We start from the raw sequence: 14,739 nt of genomic DNA on the forward strand, positions 1-14,739 counted from the left end.
AGCACGCCGCTATTCTTTTCCGCCAGTCGGGGGGCGATCCATGCCCCCATCGCATGTCCGTCAAGATGCTGGCTCCTCCTTGAAGATTGCCGATGTGCTGACCATCAGGCGGCAAGCACGAGAAGGTCGCGATGCGCGATACTGACCTCGACGGCTGCGCCGACGGCCGGCGGTGGCCGGTCGGGCTGGTTGAACGTGTCGAGGGACAGCATCTGCCCGCCGACCGCGACGCGGATGCGGATCACCGAGCCGAGGAAATGCACCTCGGCGATGTGACCGGAAAGAACGACATCGCGCCCTTCGGACCGCCCGAGTGCCACCGTTTCCGGTCGCAACGCCAGGCTGATGCGCTCGCCGGCGCCGGCGACCAAGGGGCGGTTCAGCGCAACGTCAACCTCCCCCACCTGCACCCGGCCGGTCATCGCCTCGACCACGTCGGCATCCACGAGATTGAGCGTGCCGACGAATTCCGCGACGAAACGCGTCGCCGGGCGATTGTAGATTTCGAAAGGCGTGCCGACCTGGTCGGCAACGCCTTGATGCATGACCACGATGCGATCCGATATCGACAGTGCCTCTTCCTGGTCATGGGTGACAAAGATGGTGGTGATGCCGAGTTCCTGCTGGATGCGGCGGATCTCCTCGCGCAGGCTGACGCGGATCTTTGCATCAAGCGCCGAAAGCGGTTCGTCGAGCAGCAAGACTTCAGGGCGCGGCGCAAGCGCCCGGGCGAGCGCCACGCGCTGCTGCTGACCGCCGGAGAGCTGGAAGGGGTAGCGGCTGCCAAGCTGCGTCAGGCCGATCAGCTCCAGCATTTCCCCAACGCGCCCGGCGATCGCAGCCTTGCCTTCACCAGCCACCTTGAGGCCGAAGCCGATGTTTTCCGCCACCGTCAGGTTGGGGAAAAGCGCATAGGCCTGGAAGACCATGCCGATCTTGCGCCGATTGGCGGGAAGACCAGTCACGTCGCAGCCGCCGATGCGGATCGCGCCCGATGTCGGCGTCTCGAAGCCGGCCACCATTCGCAGTACCGTCGTCTTGCCGCAACCGGAGGGGCCGAGAAACGAGACGAATTCGCCTTTTTCGATGCCGAGGGTGAAGTCTTTCACGACGTGATGTGCGCCGAAGGATTTTTGCAGGCGGTGAATATCGAGAAAGGCCATGGTCAGCGTCTCACGGTGGAAAATCTGGAAAAGCGGGTGACGATCTGGATCAGCCCCATGCAGGCCCAGGTGATGGCGAAGGCGACGACGGCAAGCGCCGAGGGCTCATAGGCCCGGTTGCCACCCATCCAGACCATGTAGGGGCCGAAGGAATTGACGTTCAACAGGGCGGCGAAGACGTATTCGCCAATAACGATCGCAAGCGTCAGGAACGCGCCCGACAGCACCGAGACGAAGACATTCGGCAGGATGACGACGGCAAGGATACGCGCCCAGCCAGCACCGAGCGACTGCGCTGCCTCGGTGAGGCTGGCGATATCGATGGTGCGCAGGCCCGTATCCACGGAGCGATACATGTAGGGCAGTGCCAGTGTCGCATAGCCGAACAACAAAAGGAGATTGGTTCCCCACCAGGTCCCCGTCAGCGGCAGGACCGAGGAGGTGTTGTAGATGCGGATGTAACCAAAGACGATGACGATGGGCGGAATGACCAGCGGCAGAAGCGTAATGAATTCGATGATCGGGCGCAGTCCGGGAAGCCTGAGCCGCACGAAATAGGCCGTCGGCACGACAAGCAGGATGCCGAGCACGATGGTCAACAGGGCGAGCATCACCGAATAGCCGAAGGTCTGCTGGAACTGCGGGTCGGCGAGCACGATCCGGTAGGCCTCGAAGCTGTATTCGCCCCGCTTCATGCGCATCGAGAAGTCGACCATGCCGGCGAGCGGTAGCAGGAAATAGAGGCCGCCGAGCGCGACGGCAGACCAGGACCAGAGGCGTTTTGCCGTCATTTGACCCACCGTTCGGCGCGCATGCGCAACAGGATATAGATGCCGTTGGCGATCGCGGTCAGAAGGATCATGCCGAAGGCGATGGCATAGCCGAGATGCGGATCGTTGAGCACGTCGCCACGGATCTGCGCGAACAGCACGATCGGCGCGATGGAGAGCGAGGAGCCGGTGAGCGCGATCGCGGTGGCAACCGCTCCAAAGGCGTTGGCAAAGAGCAGCGCAAGCGTGCCGAGCAGCGAGGGCCACAGGACCGGCAGCGCCACCATTCGCCAATATTGCGTCCCGCTGGCGCCGAGACTTTCGGCCGCCTCCCGCCATTCGCGGCGCAGGCCCTCCAGCGCAGGCGTGATGATCAGCACCATCAGCGGGATCTGGAAATAGAGGTAGGTCAGTGCCAGTCCCAGAAAGGAGACGATGCTGAAGCCGGAACCATAGAGATTGATGCCAAACCAGTTGCGCAGCAGCATCGTGACGAAGCCGAGCCGGCCGAGGGTGGCGATAAAGGCGAAGGCGAGTGGGACGCCGGCGAAATTCGAGGCGACGCCCGAAAAGGTGAGGATGCCGTTGCGAAGCCAGCGCGGCAGGTCGCCAAGCGTGATTGCGGCGGCGATAAGGAAGCCAAAGAAACAACCGAGCGCCGCCGTCAGCAGGCTGAGCTCGATCGAGATCCAGAAGGCGGACCGGATGGACGGCGACAGGAGCTTGCCCAGATTGTCCAGCGTCACTTGCCCCTGCGGATTGCGGAAGGCGCCGATGACGATATTGAGTGTCGGCAAGATCAGGAACAGCGTGGCAAAGAGGAAGAATGGTGCGACCCCAAGCCAGTTGAGGAACTGCCGCGGCCGCAAGGCCGCCGGCAGCAGAGCGGCGCTTGTCGTCATCGGATTGTTTCCTGGGTGCGTTGTGTCCGCAGGCCTCGCGCGAGGCTAGAGGCCTGCGGACGGATGGGCTTACTTCACGTTGGCGCCGACCACCTTGTCCCAACCTTCGACAATGGCGCCCTTGTTGGCATCCAGCGCTTCGACGGTCGGGAAGATCGCCTTTTCGTAGGCTTCAGCCGGCGGCAGCTTGTCGAGCAGGTCCTGCGGGAACTTTCCGGCCTTCAGCATCGCGTTGAAGCGCGCGGGATGGCAGTAGCCCTTCAGCCAGCCGGTCTGGCCCTCGTCGGAATAGAGATATTCCATCCAGAGCTTTGCGGCGTTCGGGTGTGGGGCATAGGCGGAAATCGCCTGGACATAGACGCCGGCAACGACGCCGGTCGCCGGCACGATGACATCCATCGGCGGGTTACCGTTGAGCGCATCGCGCCAGGCGAGCAGGTTGTAGTCCCAGGCGGCGATGATCGGGGTCTGGCCCTGCGCGATCGTGCCGGCCTTGCCGAGCACCGGCACGAAATTGCCGGCCTTGTTCAGTTCCGCGAAGAGTTCCAGGCCCTTGGCGCCGGATTGGGCTCCCGGCTCGGCACCGCGCGAAATGCCCGCCGACATCAGCGCCAGGATCGCCTGGGCCGATGAGCGCGGATCGCCCGTGAGCGCAACGGAACCGGCGTATTCCGCCTTGCTCAGGTCGGACCAGTCGGCCGGCGGGGTCTGGATCAGGTCCTTGTTGATGCCGAAGGCCATGACACCGTAGTAGTCGCCATACCAGTAGCCGTCCGCATCCTTGATATTGTCCGGGATCTCGCCCCAGGTCGCCACCTTGTAGGGCTGCAGCAGGCCTTCCTTCTTGGCCGCGGGCGCAAAGGCAAGGCCAAGATCGACGACGTCAGGCGCCTGCGAACCCGTATTGCCCTTGTTGGAACGGATGGCCTCCAGTTCGTCGGCCGTACCGGCATCCGGATTAAGCTCGTTGACGGTGATCCCGGGGTACTTCGCCTTGAAGCTCTCAATCACTTCGCCGTAATTGCACCAGTCATGCGGAAGGGCAATGACGGTGAGCATCCCTTCCTTCGTGGCGGCATCGACGAGGGCCTGCGGCGCTTCCGCGCGCGCCACGCCCGGCAGCGCGGCAGCGATGGTGAGCGTGGAAACGAAAGCCGAGCGGGCGGCATGAGATAGGCGCGTCTTCATGAAGTCCTCCTGTTTGCCGTCGGTGACGGCCATTGAGCGTTGGCTTGCAGTCGTTAGTCGGCAGTTGGCCGCGATCGGGTTCGCTGCATTCCGGTTCCCCCGCACTCTGTCTGCATCCTTCGGGGCGGCATCGGTGCGTTTCGTGTAGGCGGAGCATGTAACAATTGGACAACAATCAAACGTCCATTATCATGCAATCGACTGTACCAATTTTGGAGGTTGGCCATGGCCAAGCAGCTCGAGGGGGCCATCCTGCCCTTCCTTCGCCTGGACGCTGGCGTCGCCTTGCCGAAATTCCGACAGGTGCAGGACCAGCTGCGCATGGCGATCCTGCAGGGACACTTGCGCGCCGGCACGCGCTTGCCGGCAAGCCGCATCCTTGCCCAAGAGCTGGGCCTGTCGCGCCAGACGCTCGTGCGGGTGCTGGAAAACCTGAAAGCGGAGGGCTATCTGGAAGCGCGGCAGGGAGCGGGCACCTTCGTTTCGGCCGCCCTGCCGCTTCGGCCGAAACCAGCGCGATCGCCGCAGGCAGATGGCGATGCATCGCCCAGGCTGTCACGGATCGGCGCCCTGACGCGCGGGGTTTCGGCGGAAATCGGCCGCGTGGCCCCCAAGCCTTTCCTGCCGAACCAGCCGGCGTTTGACCAGTTTCCGTTCGCCATCTGGCGCAAATGCTGGAATGCGGCCGCCCGCGGCGGCAGGGCCGGCATGGGCTATGGCGATGTCGCAGGGGAGCTGGTTCTGCGTCAGCGGATCGCAGAATACCTCGCCTTGCACCGGCGAGACCCCTGCGATCCCGAACAGATCGTCATCACACCGGGCGGACATGCCGCCTTCACGCTTGCCGCATTGGCGCTGGCCGATCCGGGCGACGGTGTCTGGTTCGAAGATCCAGGCCCGGTCACCACCTCCAACCTGTTCCGCACGCTCGGCCTCAATCTCTGCCTCGCCGATGTCGATGCCGACGGAATGGACGTCGTCGGCGCGATTACACGCCATCCCGGTGCGCGGCTCGCCTTCGTCATGCCGTCACGCCATCACCCGCTCGGCGTCACGCTCTCCCTGCCGCGCCGGCTTGCCCTTCTCGAATGGGCACGCGCCAACGACAGCTGGATCATCGAGGACGACTATGACAGCGAGTTTCGCTACGACGGTGCGCCCTTGCCCTCGATACGCTCGATCGACAGCCATGGGCGGGTGATCTATGCAGGCAGCTTCAGCAAGGCGCTGTATCCCGGCATCCGTGTCGGCTATCTCGTGCTGCCGCTGCAACTCGTCGAGACGTTCCGCACGCTTTCGGCCCTGATCCACCGCAGCGTGCCGGTCGAAACGCAGCTTGCCCTTGCTGAATTTATCGGTGGCGGGCATTTCGCCAGCCACCTGCGGCGGATGCGCGGCCTTTATGGCGAGCGGCGCAGCGCCTTCATCGAGGCGGGAGAGACAGCCCTTGCGGGGCTCGCCCGGATCGACTGTTCCGAAAGCGGCCTCAACGCGCTGACCTGGCTTGCGAACGGGCGCGACGACCGCGCCGTCCAGCGCGATGTGCTGGAGGCAGGCCTGCAGTGCTACCCGCTCTCCGACTATGCCATTGCGACCCAAAGGCCAGCAGCGCTCATCCTCGGCTATGCCGGCGTGCCGGTCGAGCGCATAAGGTCCTATCTCGGCCGCTTCGCCGAGGCGCTGTCCCGGCCCTGAGGCCGGCGACGACGCGGCAAAAGTCGTCCGCCTCCCGCAAGGCGGGCGAGCATGCCGCGCAAGACTGCCTCGATCAAAAGCGCGCAATTGCGCGGCTCCTTCGGCTCATCGGGATCCCGCCGGGCGACCATGTAGCCGATGCCGCGCAACATCGCGGGGCCGCCTACTGCCGGAGGGCACGCAGCGGCCTGCCGCTGCGCTGTGTGACGCCGACGCCGGGCGCCGTGCCGACCTGCGCATTGGAGGCGGCAAGCAATGGCCTGCCGCGCACCAGGTCCGAGCCACGCTCGGCGAGCATGATCGTCGGCGCGTTGAGGTTGGCATTCGGCTCGGCCGGAAAGACGGAGCTGTCGATGACCCGCAGACCGGCGATGCCGCGCACTTTGAGTTCGCTATCGACGACGGCCATCTCATCCTCGCCCATGCGGCAGGAGCCACAGGGATGGTAGGTGCTCTCCATGGTCTCGCGCACCCAGGCGTCGATCTCGTCATCGGTGCGAACATTCGTCCCCGGGGCGATTTCTTCGCCACGGAAACGGTCAAAGGCCGGCTGGGCGAGGATCTCGCGCGTCAGCCGCAGGCAGCGGCGGAACCCTTCGCGGTCCTCCTCGCGATCGAGGTAGTTGAAGAGAATGTCCGGCTGCTCGTGGGCTTCGGGCGAGCGGAGCCGAACGTAGCCACGGCTCTTCGGCTTGTTCGGTCCCGTCAGAACCATGAAGCCATGCCCGTCGAGCGGCTTCTTGCCGTCGTAGCGCATCGCCGCCGGGAGGAAGTGGAACTGGATGTCCGGCCACTGGAGGGAGGCGTCGGAGCGAATGAAGCCGCCGCTCTCGAAATGGTTGGAGACCGAAAGGCCCTTCTTGAAAAGCAGCCATTGCGCACCGATCAGGGCTTTGCTCAGAAGGCCCATCTTGCCATTGAGGGTGATCGGCTCCTTGCAGGCGTACTGGATATAGACCTCGGAGTGGTCCTGCAGGTTCTCGCCGACGCCCGGCAGGTCGTGCAGCACCTCGACACCCGCCTTTTGCAGCACAGCCGCCGGGCCGATGCCGGAACGTTGCAGCAGGTGCGGCGACCCGATCGGGCCGGAGGAAATCAGCACCTCGCGGCTCGCCTTCACCATGACCCGCTCCCCGCCGCCCTGTTCGTACTCGACGCCAACCGCGCGCTTGCCCTCCAACAGCACGCGCCGCGTCATTGCATGGGTGATGACGGTGAGGTTGGGCCGGCTCATCGCCGGTTTCAGATAGGCATTGGCCGTCGACCAACGCACGCCGTCCTTGACGGTCATGTGCATGGGGCCGAAACCCTCCTGCATATGGCCGTTCGGATCCTCCGTGGTGATGTAGCCGGCCTCACGCCCGGCATCGACGAAGGCCCGGTAAAGCGGGTTCTTCATCTTGTTGCCGGCATTGGTCGCAAGCGGGCCGGACGCGCCGCGATAGGCGTCACCCCCGTCCTGCCAGCTTTCGGCGCGCTGGAAATAGGGCAGGCAATTGGCATAGCGCCAGCCGCGCGCGCCCAGTTCCTCCCACTCGTCGAAATCCCGGGCATGGCCGCGCATGTAGACCAGTCCGTTGATCGAGGAGGAACCGCCCAGAACCTTTCCGCGTGGGCAATGAACCTGCCGGCCGTCAAGGCCAGGCTCCGGCAGGGTCATGTATTTCCAGTTGTACTTGGTGCCGTTCATCGGAATGGACAGCGCCGTCGGCATCTGGATGAAGATCGACTTGTCGCTGCCGCCATATTCGAGCACCAGCACCTTGACTTCGGGATCTTCCGAAAGGCGGTTGGCAAGCACACAGCCGGCCGATCCGGCGCCGATGATGATGTAGTCGTAGGTCTCGCTCATGGCTTAAATCCCGATATTACGGATAGAGGCCCCAACCGCGCCCGCGGGCGAAAAGCCGGGTCAGGACATAGTGGACCGCGCCGGCCGCAAGGCAGGATGGCACGGAGGCGGTGAGGTACTTGAAGGCCGGCAGGCTTTCGAGCGTCTGCGGATTGAACACCAGCACATAGACGCCGAAGCCGACCGCCAGGGCAAAAAGGCCGATGGGATTGAAGCCGCCCCAGTAGCGATAGGGACCCTTCTCCTGCGGTCCATGCAGGCTGCGCATGTCCAGCTTCTGGCCGCGCAGGAAGAAGTAGTCGGCGATGCCGATGCCGGCGAGCGCGGAATTGAGGGCCGAGGTCCAGACCAGGAAAATGAAGAAACCGTCGTACATCTGCGGATAGAACACCACCAGGCCGAGCGGGATGACGCAGAAGAGAAAGAGGATCGCGCCCCACGAGATGGCTCGAATGGTGGCGGTTCCCACCTGGCGAAGGCCGACGATGGACGTGTAGAGGATGTTTGCCATCGAGGTCATGTTGGCGAAAGCCACGAACAGAAGTGCGATGATGCCGATGATCGGGCCTGCGATCTTGGTCATCCAGATCGTCGGGTCGCTGTCTCCCAGCGCAACGGCGGCGAGAAGACCAACGATTTCGCCGAGGGCTGCGGCACCGAAGATGCCCAGGATGTTCGGCCAGAACGCTGTGCGCTCGTTCTTCGTTAAGCGAGCGAGGTTGCCGATATAGGGCCACCACGAGAATCCGGCGGCGAGGTTCACCTCGACGGCGATCATGAAATTGAGCGTGTTGTCCTCGAAGGGGGGCGACAGCGCCGGCATCACCAGCAGTTCGCCGAAGGAACGATGCTGAAGGATGAGGTAGAGCATCACGATCATCAGGATCACCAGCGCCGGCGAGACGACCATGTTGAAGAACTTGATCGAGGTCGGCCCCTTGGCGACGATGAACCAGGTGACGAGGATGGCGCCCACGGCGGCGACGATCATCTTGACGCCTGTGGGATTGGCGGCGTCGCCGGAACTGAGCGCTGTCAACCCGTCGATGGAGCGGCCGAACATCATAGCCAGCACCGCGAGCCATCCCATGGTCAGCACAACCACCGCCAGGACATAAACGATGCGGCTGCCGTTGTAGCCGAACTGGCTACGCAGCGCGACGAACTGCTCGATGCCATAGCGGCCGGAAAGTGGCGTGGTAGCCAGCGCCGTCAGCATGACCCCGACGATATTGCCGATGATGATGGCGGCAATGCCCTCCTTCGGCCCGACGAAAAGACCGACGGAACCGCCGATCAGGAACGCCCAGGTGGCAATCGCAAGCGCGGAATTGGCGTAGGTGAATTCCCAGAAGCCCCAGAGCCGTTCCGAAGGTAGAAGCGGCGCGTCGCCGCGTTCGGCCGCGGCACGATTTTCGGACGCTTCCTGGCGTTGGATTTCTGCGGCGGCAAGCCCACCGCCGGCAACGTGATCGGTCATCTCACGCCCCCCAGAACCAGAAGCCGAGGACCAGCACGAGCGTCAGCACGGTCATGCCGGCATAGTCGAGCTTGCTCATCGTGCCCTCGAAGCGGTGACCCGCCTCGATGTCTTCATAGATGCGGGCGCGGCGTCCCAGTTCGTTCTGCCAGGCACCATCGTTTTCCATTGGTCGTTCCCCTGTCGCGTCGCGCCTCTTGGCGTCTTTCCGCGAACAAATGCGGTTCCATCAGCCGCCGGTGTCGTGAACCGGGCCGCCCATGGGCGGCGACCCGGAGAATTTTCCGGAACCGCCCGTGCTTAAGGCAGCGTGATCCACACGGCCTTCGTCTCCATCAGGTAGTCGAGCTGTTCGGGGCCGAGGTCCTTGCCGAAGCCCGAAGCCTTGAAACCGCCGAAGGGCATGGACGGATCGATCGTGCTGTGCGCGTTGACGTAGACGGAGCCCGCATGCAGGCGCGGGATGAGCGTGTGCACGCGCGAGAGGTCGTTGGAGTAGATTGCGGCCGCCAGGCCGAACGGCGTGTCGTTCGCCAGCGAAACCGCATCATCGAGCGTCTCGAAGGGGCTCGTGACCAGCACCGGCCCGAAGATCTCTTCGCGCACGATGGTCATTTCCGGCCTGCAATGAGCAAAGATCGCCGGTTCGACGAAATGACCCGGCCGGTCCAGACTGCCTCCGCCGTGGATCAACTCGGCGCCTTCGCGACGGCCGGCTTCGATATAGTCGGTCACGACCTTCTTCTGTTGCGCCGAGACCATCGGGCCGATGTAGCAATCGCGGTCTAGACCAGGCGCGAGCTTCAGGGTGCGGGTCACCTTGACCAGCTCTTCGAGAAACGCGTCATGGACCGAGCGCTGGACGTAGACGCGGGTGCCCGCATCGCAGACCTGGCCCGAGTTGAAGAACACGCCGTTTGCCACCGCGCGGGCAGCGCTCTCAAGGTCGGCATCGTCGAGCACCAGCACCGGCGATTTTCCGCCGAGTTCCAACGTGACGTGCTTGAGATTGCCGACGGCCGCGCGGCCGACCTCCTGCCCGACCGGGGTCGAGCCGGTGAAAGTAACCTTGTCGATGCCCGGATGGGTCGACATCGCTGCACCGATGACGCTGCCACGACCGGTGACGATATTGACCACGCCATCTGGAATGCCGGCCTCCTGCACCAGCTCGGCAAAACGCAAGGTGGAGAGCGAGGTCAGCTCGGCCGGTTTGACGATGACGGTGCAGCCGACAGCAAGAGCGGCCGCGAGCTTCCACGCCATGGTCTGCAGCGGAAAATTCCACGGAACGATCGCGGCGACGACGCCGAGCGGCTCTTTGCGCGTATAGGCGAGGTAATTGCCGGGAATGGACGGCTCGACGGTGCGGCCATGCAGCTTCGTCGGCCAGCCGGCGAAATAGCGGAAGGTATCGACCGTGCCCTGAATGTCGATCTCCCTGGCAAAAGTCACCGACTTGCCCATGTCGATGGCTTCGATCTCCGCCAGTTCGTCGGCATGGGTTTCGATAAGGTCGGCAAGGCGATGCAGCAGCCGTTCGCGCTCGAGCGGCTTCAACAGGCGCCACGCGCCGCCATCGAACTGGGCGCGGGCGGCGCGCACGGCCCGGTCGAGATCGTCGGTGGTGCCGGACGGCGCGCGGGTGATCAGGCCGGCGGTCGAAGGCTCGAAAATATCGAAGGTCGCCCCATTGCCGCTGTCGACCCAGGCGCCGCCGATGAACATCTTCTGCGGCTTGGCCAAAAAACGCCGCGTCGCATCACTGACGCCATAGTGATCCAGATAATTGCGGACATTTTCGTCCATGTCTTTTCCTCCTCGTCGGCAGCCGTGGGCATGCCGGCCCTCACCGGGTCTTCGATCAGCGATTTTCGGCTCTTGCCTGGATGACGCGGCCGATGAGGTTCATGAGAACCTGCGCGGCCAGAATGGAGGTGCCGCCGGTGTGGTCGTAGTCGGGGGCGACCTCGACCAGATCAATGCCGACGATGGTCCCGCGCTTGGCGAGCGCTGCCAGGATCTCGAGCACCTCGTAGTAGATGAAGCCTCCATGCGACGGCGTTCCGGTGCCCGGCGCGATCGACGGATCGAAGCCGTCGATGTCGATGGTGACATAGTAGCGGGCACCAGCCGGAACGCGCGCGACCACGCCTTCTGTGCCCAGCGCCCGGATCTGGCGCACCGACAGAATGTCGGAACCCATCTTGCGCGCATCCTCATAGCCTTCCTTGGCCGTGGAGGAGACATTGCGGATGCCGAGCTGCGACAGGCCGCTGACATAGGGCTTTTCCGCTGCGCGCCGCATCGGGTTGCCGTGGCCGTAGCGCACGCCATGGCGCTCGTCGACGAAATCGAGATGGGCGTCGATCTGCACGATATGGATCGGGCCGTTCTTTTCGCAATCCTCGGCAAAGGCGTTGACGCAGGGGATGTTGATCGAATGGTCGCCGCCCAGCACGACCGGCAATGCGCCGGCCTGAAGGATCTTGCGCACGCCGAACTCGATGTTCGCATGGCTCTTCATCGTGTCGGTGTGGACGATGTCGGCATCGCCGATGTCGACGATGGAGACCTCGCCGCTCGGCAGATAGGTGACGTCGTCCTCGTGGTCATAGGCGCCGCCATGGCCGAAGGAAAAGAGGGTGGAGGCTTCGCGGATCGAGCGCGGCCCGAAGCGAGTGCCGGCGCGCCACTGGGTGCCGCAGTCGAAGGGGGCGCCGAGGATTGCCACGTCGGCGTCGATCGCATCCCAGTCCGGTTGGTAGGGATACTTGCCGAAGGTGCAGATGCCGACAAACGGCAGGTTCAGGCGCCCGGTTTCATAGGAATTGCTGGTCATGTCCCCTCCTCCAAAGGTGAGAAGGAGTGTGCCAAAGGCCGAAACATTTAAAAGTATCTATGATTACATGTTCACTTGTGCATTTATCAATGAATGATCAACAAGGTTCGACACCGCGTCCTCAATCTGTCGCTTGCCGATGCCGAGCTCAGGCTGTTGCGCGTCTTCGCCTCCGTGGTCCAGCATGGCGGTTTCTCCGCCGCGCAATCCGCTCTCGGCATGACGCAGGCGACGATCTCCACCCATATGCGCCATCTCGAGGAACGGCTGGGTCTTCGTCTCTGCAGTCGCGGGCGCAGCGGCTTCGAACTCACCGACGAAGGACGGCTCGTCTATGACGCCACGCTCGAACTGTTCGGCTCGCTGGAAAAGTTTCAAAGCCGCATCGGCGAGGCGCAAGGAGAACTGACCGGCAGCCTGAGCTTCGGTACCGTCGATGCAATGATCACCAATCGCGACCTCGACCTCCAGGGCGCGCTTGCGGCCTTCCACGCCAAGGCGCCGCGCGTGCATCTGGAAATCGACGTCGCCGCGCCGCAAGTGCTGCACCAGGGCCTGTTGAACGGTTCCTATCAGATCGTCCTGATGCCGTCTGTCGGCAACGTCGCTGCGCATTTCCGCAGCCAGGCGATCTTTTCCGAGGTGCAGAAACTCTACTGCGCCGTCGGCCATCCGCTCTTTGCCCGGCCGGACGCGGAGTTGACCGACGACGAACTCGAATCCCAATCCTTCGCCGGCCGGACCTATATGCTCAACGAAACGATCTGCGGCGTGAATTTCAAATGGGCCGCCGCAACGCCCCACATGGAGGGCACGCTCCTGCTCCTCCTGTCCGGCGCCTATATCGGCTTCCTGCCGGATCACTATGCCGACGAATGGGTCCGCACCGGCCGCTTACGGGTCCTCGCTCCTAAGCGCCTGACCTTCGAGGATATTTTTCACATCGCCTATCCCCGCAACAAGCCTTCCCGTGCTGCCGAAACGCTGGCGCAGGCCATCACCGAAAGCAGGCGCAGGCCGCGTTGATGTCCAGAGCTCCTTGTTTCTCGATCCTGGAACGTCGCACCCTTCTTTGAGCAAGTGCTGACAAAGCGGCTTGACACCAGGCGAAAGCGTCCATAGTAAGTTGTAGGCCTAACCCTACAAGTGGATTTCATGCCTCATTTGCCTCACTCTTCACCCGCAGCCCTGCAGCTGACCGATCTGCCCGGCCCGGATGTGACCGTACGTCGCCTGCGGCACCCCGGCCGCTGGATCAGCGGGGGCCTTGTTCTGCTGCTGCTCGCCGTCATCGGCCGGGCCTTCGCCGTCGGGCAGATCCAGTGGACCGTGGTCGGACAGTTCCTGACTGCCGGCGTCATCGTCACCGGCTTTGGCTGGACGCTGCTGATTTCGGCCTGCGCACTGGCGCTCGGCGTTGCCCTCGGCTTCGCTTTCGGCATCATGCGGCTCTCGGAAAACCCGATCCTGCGCTTTGCCGCGTGGCTCTATGTCTGGATATTCCGCGGCACGCCGGTACTCCTGCAGTTGCTCATCTGGTTCAACATCGCGCTGGTCTTCCCTCGCCTCTATATTCCGGGCCTCGTCGACGAGCGCATGGTCGACGTCGTCACGCCGTTCGTGGCAGCTGTCCTCGGGCTCGGCGTCAATGAAGGTTCCTATCTCACCGAGGTGGTGCGCGGTGGTATCGGCTCCGTCGATCGCGGCCAGAAGGAAGCGGCCCACACGCTCGGCATGACGCCGGGCCAGACCATGCGACGCATCATCCTGCCCCAGACGGTGCGCCTGATCCTGCCGGTGCTCGGCAACAGCGCCATCGGCATGCTGAAATTCTCGTCGCTGGCCGCCACGATCGCCATGGGCGAAATGCTGAACGCCGCCCAACGCATCTACTTCATCAACGGCGCCGTGATCGAGCTCCTGTTCGTCTGCGCTGTCTGGTACCTGGCCGGGACCACCGTCCTTTCCATCGGCCAATATTATCTCGAACGTCACTTCGGCCGCGATGCCGCAACCGCCACCAACGATCGCCGCGGGTTCTGGGCCTGGGCGCGCCGGCCGGCCGCAAGGGGGGAAGCATGAGCCTCGCAGTCAAGGCGGTCGGTATCCGCAAGAGTTTTGGCAGCCACGAGGTCCTCAAGGGCCTGGATCTCGACGTCGCCTATGGCGAGGTGCTTTGCATTCTCGGGCCATCCGGCAGCGGCAAGAGCACATTCCTGCGCTGCATCAACCACCTGGAAACACCCGATGGCGGCTATGTCTGGGTCGATGGTTCGATCATGGGCTATGAGCTTGACCGCGGCGCGCTTCAGGAATTGCCGGTCAAGCGGTTGCGCGCCCAGCAGAGCCAGCTCGGCATGGTATTCCAGCATTTCAACTTGTTCGCGCATCGAACGGTGCTCGGAAACGTCATCGAGGGGCCGATGGTTGTGCGCGGTCTCAGCCGTAGCGAGGCCGAAGCCCGCGCCATGGCCCTGCTCGAGCAGGTCGGCATGGCCGCCAAGGCGTCCAGCTACCCCTCGCAACTTTCCGGCGGCCAGAAGCAACGGGTCGCGATTGCAAGAGCACTGGCGATGGAACCGCGCGTCATGCTGTTCGACGAACCGACCAGCGCGCTGGATCCGGAACTCGTCGGCGAGGTGCTGGAAGTGATGCGCAATCTGGCACGCGGCGGCACGACCATGATCGTCGTCACGCACGAGATCGGCTTTGCCCGCGAGGTCGCCGACCGCGTCGTGGTGATGATCGACGGCGAAATCCGCGAAAACGGTGCGCCGCAGCAGGTTCTGAGCGCCCCCGGCGACCCGCGCGTGCGCAGTTTCCTCAGCCGCGTGCTGGCCTGACCAA

Annotated in this window: 13 protein-coding genes; 4 read left to right on the forward strand and 9 right to left on the reverse strand. The window is 63.8% G+C overall.

The window, feature by feature from the left end:
- Positions 1–104 precede the first annotated feature (104 nt).
- The 4 genes from OKW20_RS21875 to OKW20_RS21890 form a co-directional block, all read right to left on the reverse strand.
- Positions 105–1,163 carry an ABC transporter ATP-binding protein gene (locus OKW20_RS21875; RefSeq protein WP_429175239.1) on the reverse strand — a complete coding sequence of 353 codons (1,059 nt, stop codon included), beginning with the start codon at positions 1,161–1,163 and terminating at the stop codon, positions 105–107.
- Positions 1,164–1,165: 2 nt separating this feature from the next.
- On the reverse strand, positions 1,166–1,954 hold the full coding sequence (locus tag OKW20_RS21880) for an ABC transporter permease (RefSeq protein WP_429175242.1): 789 nt from the start codon (positions 1,952–1,954) through the stop codon (positions 1,166–1,168).
- The gene (locus tag OKW20_RS21885; protein WP_429175245.1) at positions 1,951–2,835 is read right to left on the reverse strand and encodes an ABC transporter permease; all 885 of its coding nucleotides are present in this window, start codon (positions 2,833–2,835) and stop codon (positions 1,951–1,953) included. Before OKW20_RS21885 ends, OKW20_RS21880 begins: the two co-directional genes overlap by 4 nt.
- A gap of 69 nt (positions 2,836–2,904) precedes the next feature.
- Positions 2,905–4,023, reverse strand: a complete 1,119-nt coding sequence (locus tag OKW20_RS21890) for an ABC transporter substrate-binding protein (RefSeq protein ID WP_043625353.1) — start codon at positions 4,021–4,023, stop codon at positions 2,905–2,907.
- Positions 4,024–4,248: 225 nt separating this feature from the next.
- Here OKW20_RS21890 and OKW20_RS21895 point away from each other — a divergent pair, with 225 nt between their 5' ends.
- A complete protein-coding gene (locus OKW20_RS21895) occupies positions 4,249–5,718 on the forward strand; it encodes a PLP-dependent aminotransferase family protein (RefSeq protein ID WP_429175248.1) in 1,470 nt (489 codons plus the stop codon).
- A gap of 163 nt (positions 5,719–5,881) precedes the next feature.
- On the opposite strand, the gene betA is transcribed toward OKW20_RS21895, so the two are convergent.
- From betA to speB, 5 genes are all read right to left on the reverse strand, one after another.
- Entirely contained in the window at positions 5,882–7,570 is a 1,689-nt protein-coding gene (gene betA / locus OKW20_RS21900) for a choline dehydrogenase (protein WP_429175251.1), read from the reverse strand.
- A gap of 16 nt (positions 7,571–7,586) precedes the next feature.
- The gene (locus tag OKW20_RS21905) at positions 7,587–9,050 is read right to left on the reverse strand and encodes a cytosine permease (protein ID WP_043625300.1); all 1,464 of its coding nucleotides are present in this window, start codon (positions 9,048–9,050) and stop codon (positions 7,587–7,589) included.
- Position 9,051: 1 nt separating this feature from the next.
- Entirely contained in the window at positions 9,052–9,219 is a 168-nt protein-coding gene (locus OKW20_RS21910; RefSeq protein WP_156134286.1) for a hypothetical protein, read from the reverse strand.
- Between the two features lie 131 nt (positions 9,220–9,350).
- On the reverse strand, positions 9,351–10,859 hold the full coding sequence (locus tag OKW20_RS21915) for an aldehyde dehydrogenase family protein (protein WP_429175259.1): 1,509 nt from the start codon (positions 10,857–10,859) through the stop codon (positions 9,351–9,353).
- Positions 10,860–10,914: 55 nt separating this feature from the next.
- On the reverse strand, positions 10,915–11,892 hold the full coding sequence (gene speB, locus OKW20_RS21920) for an agmatinase (RefSeq protein ID WP_429175262.1): 978 nt from the start codon (positions 11,890–11,892) through the stop codon (positions 10,915–10,917).
- A gap of 93 nt (positions 11,893–11,985) precedes the next feature.
- Between speB and OKW20_RS21925 the strand changes: the two genes are divergently transcribed.
- The 3 genes from OKW20_RS21925 (at position 11,986) to OKW20_RS21935 (ending at position 14,735) form a co-directional block, all read left to right on the forward strand.
- Positions 11,986–12,918, forward strand: a complete 933-nt coding sequence (locus tag OKW20_RS21925; protein WP_429175265.1) for a LysR family transcriptional regulator — start codon at positions 11,986–11,988, stop codon at positions 12,916–12,918.
- A gap of 129 nt (positions 12,919–13,047) precedes the next feature.
- Entirely contained in the window at positions 13,048–13,974 is a 927-nt protein-coding gene (locus tag OKW20_RS21930) for an amino acid ABC transporter permease (protein WP_429175268.1), read from the forward strand.
- On the forward strand, positions 13,971–14,735 hold the full coding sequence (locus OKW20_RS21935) for an amino acid ABC transporter ATP-binding protein (RefSeq protein WP_429175271.1): 765 nt from the start codon (positions 13,971–13,973) through the stop codon (positions 14,733–14,735). The genes OKW20_RS21930 and OKW20_RS21935 overlap by 4 nt, the downstream gene beginning before the upstream one ends.
- The last annotated feature ends 4 nt before the right edge of the window (positions 14,736–14,739 follow it).

The organism is Ensifer sp. LBL (assembly GCF_050435225.1).
Classification (GTDB): domain Bacteria; phylum Pseudomonadota; class Alphaproteobacteria; order Rhizobiales; family Rhizobiaceae; genus Ensifer.